Annotated in this window: 17 protein-coding genes; 7 read left to right on the top strand and 10 right to left on the bottom strand. The window is 65.6% G+C overall.

Translation table 11 applies throughout. From position 1 onward, the window contains the following. The first annotated feature begins 17 nt into the window (after positions 1–17). Positions 18–1,274 carry a saccharopine dehydrogenase family protein gene (locus R3P93_RS12490; protein ID WP_068050812.1) on the top strand — a complete coding sequence of 419 codons (1,257 nt, stop codon included), beginning with the start codon at positions 18–20 and terminating at the stop codon, positions 1,272–1,274. Between the two features lie 11 nt (positions 1,275–1,285). On the opposite strand, the gene proP is transcribed toward R3P93_RS12490, so the two are convergent. Further along, complete coding sequence (proP, locus tag R3P93_RS12485) at positions 1,286–2,791, bottom strand: glycine betaine/L-proline transporter ProP (protein WP_094641842.1); 1,506 nt, start codon at positions 2,789–2,791, stop codon at positions 1,286–1,288. Between the two features lie 191 nt (positions 2,792–2,982). Between proP and R3P93_RS12480 the strand changes: the two genes are divergently transcribed. Then, positions 2,983–3,453 carry an OsmC family protein gene (locus tag R3P93_RS12480; protein ID WP_317533122.1) on the top strand — a complete coding sequence of 157 codons (471 nt, stop codon included), beginning with the start codon at positions 2,983–2,985 and terminating at the stop codon, positions 3,451–3,453. Beyond that, on the top strand, positions 3,450–4,526 hold the full coding sequence (locus R3P93_RS12475; protein WP_317533121.1) for a nucleoside hydrolase: 1,077 nt from the start codon (positions 3,450–3,452) through the stop codon (positions 4,524–4,526). Before R3P93_RS12480 ends, R3P93_RS12475 begins: the two co-directional genes overlap by 4 nt. Here the strand turns inward: R3P93_RS12475 and meaB are convergent. The 3 genes from meaB to mutA are packed head-to-tail and all read right to left on the bottom strand — an operon-like array spanning position 4,503 to position 9,710. Continuing rightward, the gene (meaB, locus tag R3P93_RS12470; RefSeq protein WP_317533120.1) at positions 4,503–5,537 is read right to left on the bottom strand and encodes a methylmalonyl Co-A mutase-associated GTPase MeaB; all 1,035 of its coding nucleotides are present in this window, start codon (positions 5,535–5,537) and stop codon (positions 4,503–4,505) included. The two genes, R3P93_RS12475 and meaB, sit on opposite strands and share 24 nt — an antisense overlap. Positions 5,538–5,539: 2 nt before the next feature. Continuing rightward, positions 5,540–7,825 carry a methylmalonyl-CoA mutase gene (scpA, locus tag R3P93_RS12465; protein ID WP_317533119.1) on the bottom strand — a complete coding sequence of 762 codons (2,286 nt, stop codon included), beginning with the start codon at positions 7,823–7,825 and terminating at the stop codon, positions 5,540–5,542. Position 7,826: 1 nt separating this feature from the next. Continuing rightward, a complete protein-coding gene (gene mutA / locus R3P93_RS12460) occupies positions 7,827–9,710 on the bottom strand; it encodes a methylmalonyl-CoA mutase small subunit (RefSeq protein ID WP_317533118.1) in 1,884 nt (627 codons plus the stop codon). Positions 9,711–9,880: 170 nt separating this feature from the next. On the opposite strand from mutA, the gene R3P93_RS12455 reads away from it, so the two are divergent. Genes R3P93_RS12455 through R3P93_RS12445 form a run of 3 tightly spaced genes read left to right on the top strand, consistent with a single transcriptional unit; the run spans position 9,881 to position 11,734 of the window. Further along, a complete protein-coding gene (locus R3P93_RS12455) occupies positions 9,881–10,579 on the top strand; it encodes a TVP38/TMEM64 family protein (RefSeq protein WP_149405811.1) in 699 nt (232 codons plus the stop codon). Positions 10,580–10,628: 49 nt separating this feature from the next. Beyond that, positions 10,629–11,228, top strand: coding sequence for a hypothetical protein (locus tag R3P93_RS12450; RefSeq protein ID WP_149405812.1), 600 nt, complete (start codon positions 10,629–10,631; stop codon positions 11,226–11,228). Next, on the top strand, positions 11,225–11,734 hold the full coding sequence (locus tag R3P93_RS12445) for a hypothetical protein (protein WP_149405813.1): 510 nt from the start codon (positions 11,225–11,227) through the stop codon (positions 11,732–11,734). The genes R3P93_RS12450 and R3P93_RS12445 overlap by 4 nt, the downstream gene beginning before the upstream one ends. Positions 11,735–11,746: 12 nt before the next feature. Here R3P93_RS12445 and R3P93_RS12440 read toward each other — a convergent pair whose 3' ends face one another. The 3 genes from R3P93_RS12440 to R3P93_RS12430 are packed head-to-tail and all read right to left on the bottom strand — an operon-like array spanning position 11,747 to position 14,230. Then, a complete protein-coding gene (locus R3P93_RS12440) occupies positions 11,747–12,931 on the bottom strand; it encodes an SPFH domain-containing protein (protein ID WP_068050491.1) in 1,185 nt (394 codons plus the stop codon). A gap of 3 nt (positions 12,932–12,934) precedes the next feature. Further along, complete coding sequence (locus R3P93_RS12435; protein WP_188078618.1) at positions 12,935–13,366, bottom strand: NfeD family protein; 432 nt, start codon at positions 13,364–13,366, stop codon at positions 12,935–12,937. A 54-nt stretch (positions 13,367–13,420) separates the two neighbouring features. Next, positions 13,421–14,230: a DUF3097 domain-containing protein gene (locus tag R3P93_RS12430; RefSeq protein WP_149406020.1), complete on the bottom strand. Its 810-nt coding sequence runs from the start codon at positions 14,228–14,230 to the stop codon at positions 13,421–13,423. 76 nt (positions 14,231–14,306) lie between these two features. On the opposite strand from R3P93_RS12430, the gene R3P93_RS12425 reads away from it, so the two are divergent. After that, positions 14,307–15,134, top strand: coding sequence for a hypothetical protein (locus R3P93_RS12425; protein WP_188078619.1), 828 nt, complete (start codon positions 14,307–14,309; stop codon positions 15,132–15,134). A 35-nt stretch (positions 15,135–15,169) separates the two neighbouring features. Here R3P93_RS12425 and R3P93_RS12420 read toward each other — a convergent pair whose 3' ends face one another. From R3P93_RS12420 to fabG1, 3 genes are all read right to left on the bottom strand, one after another. Then, on the bottom strand, positions 15,170–16,249 hold the full coding sequence (locus R3P93_RS12420) for a ferrochelatase (protein WP_149405815.1): 1,080 nt from the start codon (positions 16,247–16,249) through the stop codon (positions 15,170–15,172). Positions 16,250–16,352: 103 nt separating this feature from the next. Beyond that, a complete protein-coding gene (inhA, locus tag R3P93_RS12415) occupies positions 16,353–17,177 on the bottom strand; it encodes an NADH-dependent enoyl-ACP reductase InhA (protein ID WP_032377850.1) in 825 nt (274 codons plus the stop codon). A 60-nt stretch (positions 17,178–17,237) separates the two neighbouring features. Next, positions 17,238–17,960 carry a 3-oxoacyl-ACP reductase FabG1 gene (fabG1, locus tag R3P93_RS12410; protein ID WP_068050494.1) on the bottom strand — a complete coding sequence of 241 codons (723 nt, stop codon included), beginning with the start codon at positions 17,958–17,960 and terminating at the stop codon, positions 17,238–17,240. Between the last annotated feature and the right edge of the window lie 50 nt (positions 17,961–18,010).

Genomic DNA, 18,010 nt, shown 5'->3' with positions numbered 1-18,010 from the left:
GCGTTAGTGTCGCTGGTATGAATTCGCCTGCATCCGACTCCCCCGATCGCACTCACGACATCGTCGTCTACGGCGTCACCGGCTTCGTCGGGAAATTGACGGCGAAGTACCTCGCCGAGCATGCACCGGCAGACACCCGCATCGCCCTCGCCGGGCGCTCTACGGCGAGGGTGGAGGCCGCCAGGAAAGAACTGGGCTCCAGGGCTCAGCAGTGGTCCGTTCTCGAGGCCGACGCAACCGACCTCGCATCGCTCGAGGCCATGGCCCGATCGACCCGAGTCGTCATCACCACGGTCGGTCCCTACGCCAAGTACGGCTTGGAATTGGCAACGGCGTGCGCCGAGGCCGGGACGGATTACGTCGACCTCACCGGCGAGGTCCTGTTCGCTCGCGAGAGCATCGATACCAACCACGAAATCGCTCAGCGCACCGGGGCCCGCATCGTTCACTCGTGTGGCTTCGATTCCATCCCGTCCGACATCGGCGTACACGCGCTGTACGAGGCCGTTACCGCAGACAACGCCGGTGAGCTGACCGACACGACCCTGGTGGTCACGTCGATGTCCGGCGGGGTCAGCGGCGGCACCATCGACTCGCTGCGCGGGCAGATCGAGGCGATGAAGAAGGACAAGCGAGCCCGACGCATCGCCGCGCGGCCGTACTCCCTCAGTCCCGACCGGGGCCTCGAGCCGCAACTCGGCCGTCAGCTCGACACCGTGCTGATCGACGGCAAGAAGATCGACCCGAGCCTGCGTGGTTGGAAAGCCCCGTTCGTGATGGCCTCGTACAACACGCGAGTCGTCCGGCGCACCAATGCACTTCGCGACTGGGCCTACGGAAAGCAGTTCCGCTACAGCGAGGTGATGAGCGTTGGCTCGTCGTTCGCCAGCCCCGTCCTCGCCGGTGCTCTGTCTGCCGGGCTGTTCGTCGGCGTGTCCGCGATGACTGTGCTTCCGGCCAAGGTGCTCGACCGCATTCTGCCCAAGCCGGGCACCGGCCCCAGTGAAAAAGCCCGTGAGAAGGGACATTTCACGGTCGACCTGTACACCCTCACCACGTCGGGGGCTCGCTACCGGGCTCGCGTCAAAGCGTCGGGAGACCCCGGCTACAAGGCCACCGCGGTCATGCTGGCGGAGTCGGCACTCGCACTCGTGTACGGCGGCGACGCCTTACCGAAGGCCGCAGGAGTTCTCACTCCCGCCACCGCGATCGGTGACGTCCTCGTCGATCGTCTCAACGCTGCCGGAATGGAGATCTGGGCCAAGCGGAACTGATCGACCGCGAACTACGACCGCGGGGAGGCCGAGGACAGCTCGGAGTAGAGCTCCTCGGCCTCCGCGGTCGAGTCGACCTGTGGCGGTGAGCCTTCCAACGGTTGGGTGGCGGACTCGCGCAGAAACCCAACCGCGACGAGGCCGATAACACCGCTCACGACGAGGTAGTACGCAGGGATCATCGGGCTACCCGTTGCGCTGACCAACGCCGAGGTGACCAGTGGCGTCGTACCACCGAAGATCGACACCGACAGATTGAACCCGATCGACAGCGCGGCGTAGCGAATTCGGGTGGGAAACAGGGCCGGTAGCGTCGACGCGCTCGGCGCCGCGAAACACGCCAGCACGAGACCGAGCAACAGGCACGCGATCAGCGGGCCGATCCACCCGCTCTCGCGGAGCAGCAGGAAGCAGGGCACGGCGAGAACGATCTGCCCGACAGCACCGAACACGAACACCGGTTTGCGGCCGATTCGATCGGTCAGCCTGCCGACACCCACGATGACGCTCACCACGACGACCATCGCCGACAGGACGAGCAAATCGGCGCTGAGCTGACTGCGGCCGACGACCTCGGTGAAGTACGTGGGTAGATACGACGTGACCATGTAGTTGGTCACGTTGTACAGCAACACGATTCCAGTGCAGATCAACAGAGCCCGCCAATGGTCGGTGAAGATCTTCCCGATCGACCTCCGACCGCTCTCCTGCGCCTTGACCTTGCTGTCGTGTTCGTCGAGTTGTTTGCGGAACGCAGGGGTGTCCTCCAGCTTCAGCCGCAGGTACAGCCCGATCAGACCCATCGGTCCTGCGACGAAGAACGGTATGCGCCAGCCCCATTCGACCATCGTGGCGTCGCCCAACACCGCGTTGAGGATCGTCACCAGGCCGGAGCCCATGGCATAACCGACGAAAGTGCCGAAGTCGAGCCAACTACCGAGAAAACCACGACGCTTGTCCGGGGAGTACTCGGCGATGAACGTCGTGGCACCGCCGTACTCGCCGCCGGTGGAGAACCCTTGGACCAGCCGCGCGACGAGTAGGAGAATCGGTGCCCAGATCCCGATGGTCGCGTAACTGGGGATGAGTCCGACGGCCAGCGTGCCGATCGCCATCATGATCATCGTCGCGGCGAGTACCTTCTGCCGCCCGATTCGGTCCCCCAGTGGTCCGAAGAACAGGCCTCCGAGTGGACGGACGACGAACGCTGCCGCGAAAGTCGCGAACGTCGAGATGAGCTGCACTGCGGGCGTGGCGTCGGGGTAGAACACCTTGCCCAACGTCGCGGCCAGGTAGCCGTACACACCGAAGTCGAACCACTCCATCGTGTTGCCGAGAGCAGCGGCCGACACCGCGCGCTTGAGCATCGGCTGATCCACGACGGTGATGCTCTCCTGCGAGAGCGCCGGCTTCCTCCGCATTCGGTTCGTGAACGCGTCGCGTCGAAGAAGCTGGACGTGTCGATGTCCCCACCGCGTGTGCTGCGGGGTTGTCTCAGGCTCTCGGGCTACGGTCATTCCAGCAACGTTAGCCAGACAAACGATATGATTTCAAACGGCCGAACTCGGTCTACCGCTGTTCCTCCAGGTGAACGGCAAGGCGTCGAATGTGCCACACCACGTTGACAATTGGAGCAATTCGGCCAATCCGGACAGAGACCGTCGCGGGGCAACGACACCGATCGACGCACAGCTGGCAGGATGGACCCGTGCCGAACCACAACTACGGACTCACGGTGAACTGGACGGGCAACCGCGGCGTCGGTACCACCGGTGCCGCTGCCTACGATCGCGACCACACCGTCTCGGCACCCGGCAAGCCCGACCTCCACGCGAGCTCCGATCCGAGCTTTCGCGGCAATCCCGAACGCTGGAATCCCGAGGAGATGCTCGTCGCCTCGCTGTCCAGTTGCCATATGCTGTGGTACCTCGGGCTCGCCGCGGCGTCGGGAGTGGTCGTCACCGAATACACCGACTCCCCCACTGGAGTGATGACCGAGCAGTCCGACGGTTCGGGTCAGTTCGTGGAAGTCACCCTGGCTCCGGTCGTGACCGTCGTCGACCCGTCGATGGTGCCGCGGGCCGAGCGACTGCACGCATCGGCGTCTTCGAAGTGTTTCATCGCGCGGTCGGTCAATTTCCCGGTGCGACACATCCCGACGACGGAGGTGGCGTCGTGACCGTCCCCTTGATCGTCGACGTGGACACCGGAATCGACGATTCTCTCGCGTTGCTCTACTTGCTCGCCAGTGAGGATGCCGAGATCCTCGGCATCGCATCCACCGCGGGCAATGTGCCGGTGAACCAGGTTGCCGCGAACAATCTCGCCTGGCTCGACGTGTGCCGCGCGGGCGATGTCGAGGTCTCGCTCGGCGCACAGGTACCCCTCGTGGCACCACTGATGACCACCGAGGACACCCACGGTCCGCAGGGCATCGGGTACGCGGAGCTTCCGGTGTCGACGCGGCCGCTGTCCGACCGGGACGCCACCACGATGTGGATCGAGCTGGTTCGTTCGCGGCCGGGCGAGATCACCGGATTGGTCACCGGTCCGCTGACCAATCTCGCGCTGGCGATCCGTCGGGATCCCGAGCTACCTCGACTGTTGAAGCGACTGGTGTTGATGGGCGGCGCATTTCAGCACCAGGGCAACACGACACCGACCAGCGAGTGGAACATCGCCGTCGACCCCGAGGCCGCCGCAGAAGTGTTCGCGGCCTTCTCCGGGCTACCGCCGGAACGCCGTCCCGTCGTCTGCGCGCTCGACATCACCGAGACCATCGAGATGACCCCCGAACACATCCGGCGTCTTGCCGAGCGCGCCGGAAGCGTTCCGGCCGAATCGATCTCGTCGAGCGATGCTCCGGGTGTTCGCTCGGCCGCGTCGAACCCGATCGTGCGGCACTTCTCCGACGCGGTGCGGTTCTACCTGGAATTCCATCGCGATCACGATCAAGGCTTCCTGGCGCACATGCACGATCCGTTTGCGGCCGCGCTCGCGCTCGACGCGGACATCGCCACCTACCGACACGCGACCGTGGACGTCGAACTCGTCGGGACTCTCACGCGCGGAACGACAGTGGCCGATTGGCGCCGGATGTGGGGTCGAGAACCGAATGCCGCGATCGCGACTCGTACGGACCCGGAGGCATTCTTCGACCGCTTGATCGAGCGTGTCGGGGATCTCGCCGCCCGACTCTACCCCGCAATCCAAATCGCCGAGACAGATTCAGGAATCGAAGGCGTCGAGTAGTTCCTGCGCAGCCAGCGCGGCGGTCAGTGAACCGTCGCGTACCCGGGCCTCGACGTCGCCGCGAATCGCCTTGACGGAGGGATTTTGCGCCAGCCTTCGCAGCAGTTGATCGTTGACCATCGTCCACGTCCAATCGACCTGCTGCTTGCGACGCTTTTCCGCGAATTCGCCTGCGTCGCTGAGCACTTGCTGATGGCGTAGCACGGTGTCCCAGTACTCGTCCAGACCGGTGCCCTCGATGGCACTCATCGTCAACACCGGGGGCTTCCAGATCGCGTCGTGCGGATAGATCAGCCGCAGGGCGCCCGCCAACTCCCGGGCCGCGTTCTTCGCGTCGGTCGCGTGCTTGCCGTCGGCCTTGTTGACGGCCACCAGGTCGGCGAGTTCGAGAACGCCCTTCTTGATGCCCTGCAACTGATCTCCGGTGCGCGCAAGCGTCAGGAACGTGAAACAGTCGACCATGTTCGCGACCGTCACCTCGGACTGCCCGACGCCCACCGTCTCGACGAGAATGACGTCGAAGCCTGCTGCTTCGAGGAGCACGATCGTCTCCCGCGTCGCACGTGCGACACCGCCCAGGGTTCCCGACGTCGGAGACGGCCTAATGTATGCGTTCTCCTGCACCGCGAGACGCGACATCCGGGTCTTGTCACCCAGGATGGAACCACCGGTTCGCGTCGACGACGGATCGACGGCCAGCACCGCGACCCGGTGTCCCTTCTCGATCAACCGCATTCCGAGCGCGTCGATGAAGGTCGATTTGCCGACCCCCGGCACGCCGGTGATTCCTACTCGATGGGAGCCACCGGCATCGGGCAGCACCCGCAGCAGCAGCTGCTGAGCCAGGTCTCGATGATCCGAGCGGGTCGACTCGACCAGGGTGATGGCACGCGCCAAACCGGATCGCTCGTTCGCTCGAACCGAGTCGGCCACCGCATCGATGTCGATGACACGGCCTCTGGGCGACCCTGCACCGGTCGTGGAACTCGTGTTGTCGTTCGGAGAACCCATGCTCAGGCGTTGGCCGCGCGTGGTGCGTGCCCGAGCGCAACGGACAGCTTCTCCACCAGGCCGATCGCCGCGTCGGCGATGACGGTGCCAGGAGGGAAGATCGCCGCAGCGCCCGCGGCGTACAGCTCGTCGAAATCGCCGGGCGGGATGACGCCACCGACGACGATCATGATGTCCTCGCGCCCGACATCGGCCAAGGCCTGCCGCAGCGCGGGCACCAGCGTCAGGTGGCCTGCCGCCAGTGACGACACTCCGACGACGTGAACGTCGTTGTCGGCGGCCTGGCGGGCCACCTCCTCGGGGGTCTGGAACAGCGGGCCGACGTCCACGTCGAAGCCGATGTCCGCGAACGCCGTGGCGATCACCTTCTGACCACGGTCGTGCCCGTCCTGACCCATCTTGCACACCAGGACGCGAGGCCGACGGCCCTCGTCCTCGGCGAACTGCCCGACCAGCGTCGTGGCGCGGGTGATGTTCTCGGATTTGCCTGCCTCGTCGCGGTACACACCACTGATTGTCCGGATTTCCGCCTGATGGCGCCCGTAGACCTTCTCGAGCGCATCGGAGATCTCGCCGACGGTGGCCATCTTGCGTGCCGCGTCGATGGCGAGGGCCAGCAGATTGTTCTCCATCCCCGGCTGATCCGACGCCGCAGCTCTGGTCAGGTTCGCCAGAGCGGCTTCGACCTCGGCGGTGTCCCGCTCGGCCCGCAGCCGCTCGAGCTTCTCGATCTGCTCACGTCGAACCTTGGAGTTCTCGACCTTGAGCACCTCGATGGTGTCGGGCTCGTCGGGCACGTACTTGTTGACGCCCACCAGGGGCTGACGACCGGAGTCGATTCGCGCCTGCGTGCGGGCCGCGGCCTCCTCGATGCGTAGCTTGGGGATGCCCTCGCCGATGGCCTGAGCCATGCCGCCTGCTTCCTCGACCTCGGCGATGTGTGCCCGGGCCCGATTCGCGAGCTGGTGGGTGAGCCATTCGACGTAGTGCGAGCCGCCCCACGGATCGATCGGGCGAACGGTGTTGGACTCCTGAGCGATGAGCAGCTGGGTGTTGCGGGCGATCCGCGCCGAGAAGTCCGTCGGCAGGGCGAGTGCCTCGTCGAGGGCGTTGGTGTGCAGCGACTGGGTGTGACCCTGGGTGGCCGCCATCGCCTCCACGCAGGTGCGGGCGACGTTGTTGAACACGTCCTGTGCCGTCAACGACCAACCCGACGTCTGCGAATGGGTGCGCAGCGAACGGGATTTGGCGCTCTTGGGCTCGAACTGTTGGACGAGCTCGGCCCACAGCAGACGCCCGGCACGCAGCTTGGCGACCTCCATGAAGAAGTTCATTCCGATGGCCCAGAAGAACGACAGTCGCGGCGCGAACGTATCGATGTCCATGCCCGCATCCAGACCGGCCCGGATGTACTCGACACCGTCCGCGAGGGTGTACGCGAGTTCGAGATCGGCTGTGGCACCGGCTTCTTGGATGTGGTACCCGGAGATGGAGATCGAGTTGTACTTGGGCATCTTCTCGCTGGTGTACGCGAAGATGTCCGAGATGATGCGCATCGACGGCTTGGGCGGATAGATGTAGGTGTTGCGCACCATGAACTCTTTGAGAATGTCGTTCTGGATGGTGCCGGCGAGCTTCTCCGGCCCGACGCCCTGCTCCTCGGCGGCCGCGACGTACAGCGCCAGGATCGGCAGCACCGCACCGTTCATGGTCATCGAGACCGAGACGCTGCCCAGGTCGATGCCGTCGAACAGCTGACGCATGTCGTAGATGGAATCGATGGCCACACCGGCCATTCCGACGTCACCCTGTACTCGCGGGTGATCGGAGTCGTAGCCGCGGTGGGTGGCCAGGTCGAACGCCACCGACAGACCCTTCTGGCCGGCCGCGAGGTTTCGACGATAGAACGCGTTGGACTCGGCCGCGGTGGAGAAGCCCGCGTACTGACGAATGGTCCACGGCTGGTTGACGTACATCGTGGGATACGGCCCGCGAAGGAACGGCGGGGCACCCGGGTAGCTGTGCAGCGGGTAGCCCTCGGCCTCGGCGGCGGCGCGATCGGCCTCGGTGAACACCGGCTTGACGTCGATGCCCTCGGGGGTGGACCACACCACCTGCTCGGGTGTGTAGAAGTTGGCCTTCGCGCCCTTCTCCACGTGAGCGTTGACGTCCTCGGCCGACGGCGGCGGCGGAGTCGGCTCGTCGGGATCGACCAGTGGCACCTCGGCGAAACTGCCGATGGTGTGCGAGATTCTGCGCTCGTCGGTATTCACTTCAGGCTCGCTCATCTCAGGCTCCCAGGGTGTCGAGAAGTTCGGTCAGCACGGCGACGGCGTCGACCTTCGCGGTCAGGAATCCATCGGGACGCGAGTCACCCTCGACGCCGGTGAAGATCTTCTCGGGACCGGCGAGCAGCACCTGCGTGACGCCTGCTGCCCGCAGTGCCTCCACGGCAGTGGCGGCCTCGTCGACGTACCTCTTGTCGGTTCCACACACCACCGCTATGTGAGCTCCGGACGCCTCCACTGCCCCGGCAACAGCCTCGACGGTCAGCGGACCCGGGTTGACGGCCTCGATCCCGCCCGACGCCAACAGATTCGACGCGAATGTCGTCCGGACGTTGTGTTCGGCAACGCTGCCCAGCGGTACCAGAAGCACGGTCGGCCGTGAATCATGCTGAGCCAGATGAACATCCGAGCGATCCCGCAAAGCTTCGAAAGCCCTGGCGTACCTGTACACGGTTGCCGAATCCTGCGGCTCGGTCTGCTCCGGGGTCAGTGGTGCCTCGGCCAGGTTGGGAAACTCGTTGACGCCGGTCAGCGGGGTCACTCGGTGAGCGATGTCGGAATCGCGTTCGGCGCGGGTCTTCTCGATCGCGGCCACGAGCGAACCGTCGGCGACAGCGGCACGGAATCCGCCCGACGCTTCGATGGTCTGGAAGAACTCCCAGGCCTTCGCGGCGACCGCAGCGGTCAGTTCTTCGATGTACCAGGACCCGGCACCCGGATCCAGGACCCGTCCGAGATGCGCCTCTTCGAGCAGCAGCAGCTGGGTGTTCCGGGCGATGCGTGCCGCGAACGTCTTCGACACCCCGGCTGCGCCGCCGTCGAGTGCCGCATCGAACGGGAGCACGGTCACCGCATCGGCACCGCCGACTCCCGCGCCGAACGACGCCAGCGTGGTCCGCAGCATGTTCACCCACGGATCCCGCTGCGACATCATCGCCTCCGAGGTCACCGCGTGCTGAGGAGCGTCACCGGCGTCGGGGGCTCCGCAGACCTGCGCGATGCGCGCCCACAACGTGCGAGCGGCCCGGAACTTGGCGATGGTCTGGAACTGGTCGTCGGTGGCGGAGAATCGGAACTCGATCTGTCTCAGGGCATCCGAGATGCCGATACCGGCATCGGTCATGGACCGGAGGTACTCGAGGCCTGCGGCGATCGCAGCACCGAGCTCCTGCGCGTCGCCGCCTCCGAGATTGTGGAACACGGTGCCGTCGACGGTGATCGCACGAACTGTCTCGGTGCGACCGATCGATTCACGAACCAGTTCGAGTGCCTCGTCCATCTCGATCGACTCGGTTCCACCCAACGGCGCTGTGAGAGTGGCCGCGCCGAGTCGGATGTCGACTGCGGCGCGATCGTCGATATCGGCCGAGTCGAGCACCCCGAACACTGCTGCAGCTGCTGCCCGAACATCCCCGCGCGCATCGAGCGTCAGCGGTGCGAGCTCGAGAAACACTCCACCGAGAACCTCCGGGAGCGCAGTCGGATCCACACCACCGGTGCCGACCGTCAACCACAGAGCGCTGGTGCCGTTGGAGAGGGAATCGAGTATCTGCGTGTTGAGGGTCGACGCGTCGTCGGCACCGTCGCCGCGGACCGAGCCGTGGCGGGTGCACACCTTCCAGCCGGCGTTGACGTCGCGGTGGGGGTCGCGGCCCCGCAAGTAGGGAAATTGCCCCGGCAGTGGACCTTCCGGGCGCTCGTCGAACGCGGTGTACAGCGGGGACACGGTGACCCCGTCGTACGTCGTCGAATCGAGTAGATGTTCGGCGTCGGCGGGCAGATCGGCCACCTCGACCCGACGAGATTTGGCCAGGACACCGGCCACTGCCTTCTGCCAGGCCGCATGAGCGCTGCGTGCGGCATCTTCGTGCGACGCGATGGACACGTGTGCTGCTCCCTCGGTTCGGCGGGTAGTCCTGCGCCCGACTTGAAGTGATGCTAACCCCACCGCCTTGCAGGTTATCGTGAGGATCACCTCACGTTCGGTAGGACGGCTCAGCTCTCGCACTCGCCGAAACACCGAGGTGTCGTCTCGCGCCGGTACGCTGGTCTCTCGTGACCCGGCACCTGCGTGACGTTCGACTGATCGCGCTGCTGGCGGTTGTTGCCGTCTTCGCTCTCGTGGCGGTGTTCGCTCCCCATCCGAGTGTCGAACAGATTCGCGATTGGGGCGTCTCAGTCGGCCCGGCATTCCCGCTCGTGTTCTTCGGCGTGCACGCGATCGTGACCGTCGCACCCGTCCCGAGAACACTGTTCACGCTCAGCGCAGGAGTGCTGTTCGGGCCCCTGACCGGATTGGCGGTCACCATCGGCGCGTCGACGGTCAGTGCGATTCTGGCTCTGCTGTTGGTCCGCGCGATAGGTCGAGAAGCCGTGGCAGCGCGGATGTCGCACTCGGTCCTGGATTCGGTGGACGAGAGTCTGCGGCGGCGCGGATGGCTGGCCGTCGGCTCTCTGCGCCTGATAGCGCCGGTGCCGTTCTCGGTGGTGAACTACGCGTGTGGCGTGTCGGCGGTTCGGCCCGTCCCGTTCGCGCTGGCGACGGCCGTCGGGATGCTGCCGGGCACTCTCGGAATCGTCGTGATCGGCGGAGCGATCGGGGGCGAGACACATCCGGCGCTGCTGGTGCTGTCCGCGGTCTGTATCGCGATCGGCCTCAGTGGGCTGGTCGTGGATTGGCGTCTGTCGCGCGGTTCGCGACCCGAGCCCACACCCGCTGGCAGTCGACAGGCCGGGAACCTTGATTCTGACTAATCAAGCCTTGAAGCTTGACTGGGTCACATCAACGATCTAGCCTTGTCCGATGTTCGTACTGACCGTGGACCAGCGCCGCAGTAGGCGCGATATCGATCGCGTACCCGAACTGCTCGATCGCTACCGCGACCACGAGCTGATCCGTCCCTTCGAGCGAACCGCAGGAGACGAAGTGCAAGCCGTCTGCGAGGAGGCCGCCATCGTCGTCTCGATCGCCCTCGAACTGGTATCCACCCCGCACTGGAGCGTGGGCATCGGCATCGGCTCCGTCGAACTCCCGCTGCCCGAGACCACGCGCGCCGGACGCGGACCGGCGTTCGAGGCAGCCCGGGAAGCCGTGACCAGAGCCAAGAACGCACCGGCTGCACTCGCCGTCAGCGGCCCCGACGCCGCTGCCGCCGAGGATGCGGAGACCGCATCGACCCTGGTTGCGCTGCTCGTCGGCAGACGCTCGGACCAGGGCCGAGAAGCAGTCGAACTCATGGCTCGCGGGTTGTCGCAGACCGACGCGGCCGAACGACTGAAGATCAGCAAACAAGCCATGTCACAACGACTCTCGGTAGCCGGCTGGCACGTCGAGAACGCGGGCCGCATCCTGGCGACTCGCTTGCTCGACACCGCGAACACGACGGAAAGCCATCGGTCATGATCGTCGCCACCCTCGTACTGCTTGCACTGACCGCAATCGCCGCTACGGTCCCCGCCGGCACCGGAATTCGCCGATGGTTGCCCACCGCCGCCGCGTCGAGTCTGCTCGCGGCAGCGGCAGTCCTGGCCACTGTCGCCGGACCGGCCTACGGTCTCGGCCACGCCATCGGAGTGGTCCTGAGCGTCGTCGCTGCGGCCTTGGGTGGAACAGCGATGGTGCCCACCGTTTTTCGCGTCGCACGACGACGAAGCGACTCGACCGGAGAAGATCCGGTCGAGCCGCTTCGTGGTGGACTGACCATCGGCATCCTCGAACGCGTGGCCGTTGCCGTGTCGATTCTCGCCGGTTGGCCGGAAGGGATCGCCATCGTGCTGGCAGTCAAGGGACTCGCGCGCTATCCCGAACTGCGCGAATCCCATGCCTCCGAACAGTTCATCATCGGCACCTTCGCCAGCGTGCTGTGGGCCCTGGCCGCTGCCGGCGTCGGAACTGCCCTGATCAGCTGATCAGGGCGGACCTCAGCGCTGTTCCGGCTCCGCCTCGGGTGACGCCGCCAGGGCACCGAGGTCCAGCCCTTTGGAGAGTTCGGGAGACGCAGCCAGCGACGTGTCGACCGGCTTGCGCGCCACTGCTTCTGCCGCCTTGACCGCCTCGGCGACCGCCGGATCGGTCTTGGTCTCGAACCATTCGGCGACCTCGTCGGAGTCGTCCTCCGGCTTGGGCTCGTTGCCCGCCGACTCGTTGGGCTCGTAGCGGAAGACACCGTCCTCGCCGGGCGCACCGAGGGTCTTGGCGAAGCCCTTGAGCGCATCGCCGAAATCGCTCGGAATCATCCACACCTTGTTCGCATCGCCCTGCGCCATCTGCGGCAGGGTCTGCATGTACTGGTACGCGAGCAACTCGGGGGTCGGCTTGCCGGCCTTGATGGCACCGAACACCTTCTCGATGGCCTTGGCCTGGCCCTGGGCCTCGAGATACTTCGCAGCTCGATCACCCTGCGCCCGCAGGATGCGGGACTGCCGCTCACCCTCGGCGGTGAGGATGGACGCTTGCTTGCCACCCTCGGCCGCGAGAATCCGACTCTGCTTGTCGCCCTCGGCGGTCTTGATCGCCGATTCACGATGGCCCTCGGCGGTGAGGATGGTCGCTCGCTTCTCGCGATCGGCCTTCATCTGCTTCTCCATCGATTCCTGGATCGAGGGCGGCGGATCGATGCTCTTGAGCTCCACTCGGGCCACTCGCAGGCCCCAGCGGCCGGTCGCCTCGTCCAGCACGACGCGGAGTTGACCGTTGATCGAATCACGCGAGGTGAGCGTCTCCTCCAGCGTCATTCCGCCGACGACGTTACGCAGTGTGGTGGTCGTCAACTGCTCGACGCCGACGATGTAGTTGTTGATCTCGTACACGGCCGATTGCGGGTTCGTCACCTGGAAGTACACGACGGTGTCGATCGACACGGTCAGGTTGTCCTTGGTGATCACCGGCTGCGGGGGAAACGACACGACCCGCTCGCGCAGGTCGACCTTGGCGCGGATGCGGTCGACGAACGGCACGAGGAACGTGAGCTGTCCGGACACGGTGCGTGTGTAGCGGCCCAGCCGTTCGATGACGGCGGCCTCGGCTTGCGGGACGATCGAGATGGACTTGGCCATCAACACCGCAACGAACGCGACGATGACAGCCAGTGCGATGAGTGCTTCCACTGGCTACGGTCCCTTCCATACGACGGCAGTAGCGCCGTCAATTTCCATCACGGTCACGGTGGTGCCAGGGGCATAGACCTCGGTCTCGTCGAGAGGACGAGCCGTCCACACCTCACCACCGAGCTTGATCTGGCCTTCGTGGGCAGTGACCTGTTCGAGAACGACCGCACTCTTACCGGTGAGCGCCGCCATGCCCATCGGGGTATCGGGCGGATTCGCGAAGCGCCGCAACAGAATCGGCCTCAACCCGAGCACCAACGCCAGTGACAGGACACCGAAGACGATCGCATCGGCCCACACCGGGAAATCCGTCAGAGCAGAGACACCGGCAGTGCCGAGCGCACCGCCGGCAATCATCAGAAGAAAGAAGTCGCCCGTCAGTGCCTCGGTACCGGCGAGCACCACTGCCGCTATGAGCCAAATGATCGCTGCCACAGCCTCCATACAATCATGAATCGGACAATTGCCGGTGCGTTGCTGGACACAGCCCTACTCGGTCACGAAGTCGACCAATTGTTCGACGGCACCGATCAACGGTGCCTCGAGATCCCGAAAGCTCGACACCGACGAATACACCCGACGCCACCCCTCCCTGGGAGTACCCCACCCCAGCTCTCGGCAGATCCCGGTCTTCCAATCCTCGCCGCGCGGAATCTTCGGCCACGCAGCGATTCCCACGGCCGCAGGCTTCACCGCTTCCCAGACGTCGATGAACGGATGACCGGTGACCAACACGTGCTCACCCAGCGACCTCGTCAGCTTCGACTCCTTGGACCCGGTCACCAGATGATCCACCAGCACTCCGACGCGACGGCCGGGGCCAGGACCGAAATCGGCCAACCGCTCCCCCAGATTGTCCAGACCCTCCAGATGTTCGACGACCACGCCCTCCACCCGAAGATCGTGTCCCCACACACTTTCCACCAGGGCCGCGTCGTGCACGCCCTCGACCCAGATGCGGCTGGCACGGGCCGTCCGTGCCCGCAGCCCCTCGACTTTTGTCGACCCGGACGCGGAGCGCGTCTGCTGCGGCGTTGCAGCGGCAGGCTTCGGACGCACCAGAGTCACCCGGCGTCCGTCGATCAGGAATGCCGCCTCGCGCAGGGCGAACAGCCGCGTCGTTCGGGCACCGTCCTCGAGACGGACGAAATCTCCGTCGTAGGTGCGCTCGAAGCCGACCACGGCACCGCAGTACCCGGTACCGGCATCTTCGACGACCAATCCACGGTCGGCCGACACCTCCGGTGCCGGAACCTTGCGCATGCGACTGTGCCCTCTGAGAATGTCTCCGCCGTACATGTCGTTCACGGCGACCAACGCTAGCGACACCGGCGTCTCCAGCACGGTTCGCCACGCCGACCTATGCTCGTGAGTCGTGTGTTCCTCTAGCGCAAGTCTCGCCCTGTGGGCCGGTTCCTGGCTGGCCGGTTCCAGCTCGCCCGACGACGTCATCGACGCGATGTCCGATTGGGCGCCGATGCATCTCGTCGGTGCGGGTGATGTGGCCGCAGCCAACGATTTCGGGCTGCAGTACCCCGGCTACGCCGAGGGAATAGCGGGCTTGCTGCCTGCGATCAGAGCGGCCGCAACTGCGTCGACGCCCACGGCCGGGGACGATCGGATCAAGCTCGTTCTGCCCGCCCCGGGCGCGGTGAGCGGCCTCCCCGCCAACACGGACTTCTCCCGAGCTGCCCTGAACACCGGTCAAGCGGTGGTGATCGGTACCTCGGGCAACACCGGGATCGGGTTGGTACCCGTCGTCGAGGGGCCGGATGTGTTGCGCTGGACCGTCTACTCGATCGTCGTCCCCGAGCACGGTCATCGGGATCGGGGGTTGGGTGAGGCCGAGTACGAGATGCGTGAGGCCGTCCGCGGTGCGGCCGACGCTCTCGCACGGATGCAGTCGCTACCCACCCGAACCCTCGACGCCGATCCGCGCACTCGTATCGCCGAGTTGATCGCCGACGCGGCGCGGCATCGCTACCCCGCAGACATGTCCGACAGGGCGTTCCGCGTCCTCGAATCGGCGGATCGGGTGGCCGCCATTCTGACGGTCGCGGCGGGATCGGCTCCGTCGGAGGCACCGACCGCGTCGGCAGCTGCAGCACGGGAAGAACTCGTTCGACCGCTCTGGGCTGCGGTGCGCACCGCACGAACCATCGCGGTCGCGACGAGCATCGAAGCGGCGATGCATTCCGCCTGACACCGACGTCCGGACGCGGTGTCAGGCGGCAACGTTCACGACGTGGCAGCGGCGGGCCGGGAGGGCCTGGTGGGCTGCTCACAGCAACCGACGGCGCAGCGACTGCCGTCCAGTGTCGAGCCGTAGCCGGGCACACTGCCGAGACCGCGGCATCGGCCGCCTACTCGGTATTCGTCCACCAGCTCGCGGATCATCCGTGGGAAACGCGCGTCGGATCCGGGAGTGCCTGCGCGCGCGAAGGCCATGCCGAGTTCGCGGGCCTTCTCCTCCGCTTCGGTGTCCAGATCCCACACGACCTCGAGATGGTCGGACACGAATCCGATCGGACACACGATCACGGCGTCGACGGACTTCTCCGACAGCGCTTCGACATGATCACAGATGTCGGGGTCGAGCCACGGCACCTGCGGGGGCCCGGAGCGGGACTGCCAGACCAGGTCGTAGTCGTCGACGCCCGACGCGGCTGCGACCAGCCTCGAGGCCTCTGCCACCTGACGGCTGTAGAGGTGACCGCCGTCCTCGGGCGGGCCGGCGTTGGCGTCGGCGGCCGAGGGAATGGAGTGTGCGGTGAACACCAGACGCGCGCCGGCGCGGTGTTGCTCGGGCAGTGTGGCTCGCGCCGATGCGACGGCGTCGCTGAACGCGTCGACCATCAGCGGGTGGTCGTAGTACTGCCGGATCTTGAGCAGATGCGGCGCATCGTCACCGACGGCGGCGCGGGCCCGGGCGATGTCCTCGTGGTACTGCCTGCATCCGGAGTATCCGCCCCACGCGGAGGTGGGAAACACGAGTGCGTTCCTGATTCCGTCCGACTTCATGGTCGCGACGGTGTCCTCGATCATCGGATGCCAGTTGCGGTTTCCGAAGTAGATCGGCAGATCCACTCCGGCGGAATCGAATTCGACACGGAGGGCGTCGATGATGTCTCGGTTGAGCCGGTTGATCGGCGAGACGCCCCCGAAGTGCATGTAATGCTCGACGACCGTGTCGAGCCGCTCGGGCGGCACTCCACGTCCGCGAGTGACGTTCTCCAGGAAAGGGCGTACGTCGGCGGGCTGTTCCGGCCCGCCGAACGAGAGCACCAACAATGCGTCGAAGTCTCCAGGGGTGGTCATGTGTCCATTGTGCCCCCGTCGCCGACCGGCCCCGGTGGGGGTCCGATCGGCGATCGAAACCTCTAGGTGGGCGAAACCACGTGCGGTTCCGCCCACCGCGGTGTCACATGTTCTCGGGGAGGTACGTGTTGTGGCTGGCTCCACCGTCGACGTACACGATGGATCCGGTGGTGCCGGGCAGCCAATCGGACAGCAGCGCGACGATCGACTTCGCGACGACAGTGGGATCGTTGACGTCCCAACCGATGGGAGCGGCGCCGTCCCAGTAGACGTTGAGCTGGTCCATCTTGGCGGCATCACCGGTCGCAGTACCCGCGATTGCCTTGGCGGCAAGAGTCCTGATCGGCCCTGCTGCAACAAGATTGGAGCGGATGCGCTTGGCTGCGCCCACTTCCCGTGCCACGTAACGGTTCACGGACTCGAGGGCGGCCTTCGCCACACCCATCCAGTTGTAGTACGGCATCGAGGTGCGCGGATCGAAGTCCATTCCGACGATGGAGCCACCCTCGTTCATGACCGGGAGCACGGCGCGCGCCAGCGACGCGTAACTCCACGCAGAGATCTCGAATGCCCTCGCGGCATCGGGTCCGGGGCCGTCGAGGAACGGCTTCGCATCGGGGCCCATGAGGGTGCGGGGCGCGAATGCGATCGAGTGCAGAACCCCGTCGATACCTTCCGGTGCCACTTCGCGTACGCGGTCGGCCAGCGCCGCGAGGTGCTCCTCGTTGGTGGCGTCGAGCTCGATCGCCGGGGGCACCTCCTTGGGCAGACGCTGCGCGATGCGGTCGATGAGTCGGAGTCGATCGAACCCGGTGATGATCACCTTGGCACCCTGCTCCTGCGCCATGGCTGCAGCGTGAAAAGCGATCGAGGCGTCGGTGATGATGCCGGTGATGAGAATGGTTTTGCCTTCGAGCAATCCGCCCATAGTGCTGTATTCCTTAATTCGGAGGTGTACGTCTGTCGAAATCGTTGTGCGAGTAGGACTTCAGTGCCCCATGCCCATACCACCGTCGACGGGAATGACCGCACCGGACACGTACGACGAGTCAGGTCCGGCAAGGAAGCTCACCACTGCCGCAACGTCCTCGGGCTGACCGAGACGCTGGAGGGGGATGTATTCCTTCGCCTTGCCGCGCAAGTCGTCCGAGAGTTCTGCCGTCATGTCGGTTTCGATGAAACCCGGGGACACGACGTTCGCCGTGATGGAACGCGAACCCAGTTCCCTCGTGATCGATCGAGCCATTCCGATGACGCCCGCCTTGGACGCTGCGTAGTTGATCTGCCCCGGTCCGCCGGCCATGGCCACGACAGAACTCAGGAAGATCATCCGACCCCAGCGCGCGCGCAACATGGCTCGGTTGGCGCGCTTGGCGACGCGGAAGGCTCCGGTCAGGTTCGCGTCGATCACACGCTGGAACTGGTCCTCGGTCATACGCATCAGCAGCGTGTCGTCGGTGATGCCGGCGTTGGCCACGAGCACCTCGACCGGTCCCTGCTTCTCTTCGACCTCCTTGAAGGCCGCGTCCACCGAGGCGGAGTCGGTGACGTCGCAGACGACTCCGAACAGCCCGTCGGGAGCGCCGGAGCCACGGTGGGTGACGGCCACCTTGTGGCCGTCGGCTTGGAGCCGCTGGGCGATGGCAAGACCGATTCCCCGGTTACCTCCGGTGACGAGTACCGATCGCGCGATGAAGTCAGGTGTGGACATGCCTAGCAACCTATCTGTTCGTCCTGGAATGACAAAGCGAAACTTACTGG

This window comes from Rhodococcus cerastii, assembly GCF_033042195.1.
Classification (GTDB): Bacteria; Actinomycetota; Actinomycetes; order Mycobacteriales; family Mycobacteriaceae; genus Rhodococcoides.
Note: the sequence above shows the minus strand (reverse complement) of the source record. Positions and strands in the feature narration are given on the sequence as shown.

What these genes read in the sequence shown, in the direction of transcription:
- R3P93_RS12445 (WP_149405813.1), top strand. Translation starts at nt 11,225, where the DNA reads ATGATCGTCGCCACCCTCGTACTGCTTGCACTGACCGCAATCGCCGCT.
- meaB (WP_317533120.1), bottom strand. Translation starts at nt 5,537, where the DNA reads ATGGGTTCTCCGAACGACAACACGAGTTCCACGACCGGTGCAGGGTCG.
- scpA (WP_317533119.1), bottom strand. Translation starts at nt 7,825, where the DNA reads ATGAGCGAGCCTGAAGTGAATACCGACGAGCGCAGAATCTCGCACACC.
- R3P93_RS12450 (WP_149405812.1), top strand. Translation starts at nt 10,629, where the DNA reads ATGTTCGTACTGACCGTGGACCAGCGCCGCAGTAGGCGCGATATCGAT.
- R3P93_RS12490 (WP_068050812.1), top strand. Translation starts at nt 18, where the DNA reads ATGAATTCGCCTGCATCCGACTCCCCCGATCGCACTCACGACATCGTC.
- R3P93_RS12420 (WP_149405815.1), bottom strand. Translation starts at nt 16,249, where the DNA reads ATGACCACCCCTGGAGACTTCGACGCATTGTTGGTGCTCTCGTTCGGC.
- fabG1 (WP_068050494.1), bottom strand. Translation starts at nt 17,960, where the DNA reads ATGTCCACACCTGACTTCATCGCGCGATCGGTACTCGTCACCGGAGGT.
- proP (WP_094641842.1), bottom strand. Translation starts at nt 2,791, where the DNA reads ATGACCGTAGCCCGAGAGCCTGAGACAACCCCGCAGCACACGCGGTGG.
- inhA (WP_032377850.1), bottom strand. Translation starts at nt 17,177, where the DNA reads ATGGGCGGATTGCTCGAAGGCAAAACCATTCTCATCACCGGCATCATC.
- R3P93_RS12430 (WP_149406020.1), bottom strand. Translation starts at nt 14,230, where the DNA reads ATGTACGGCGGAGACATTCTCAGAGGGCACAGTCGCATGCGCAAGGTT.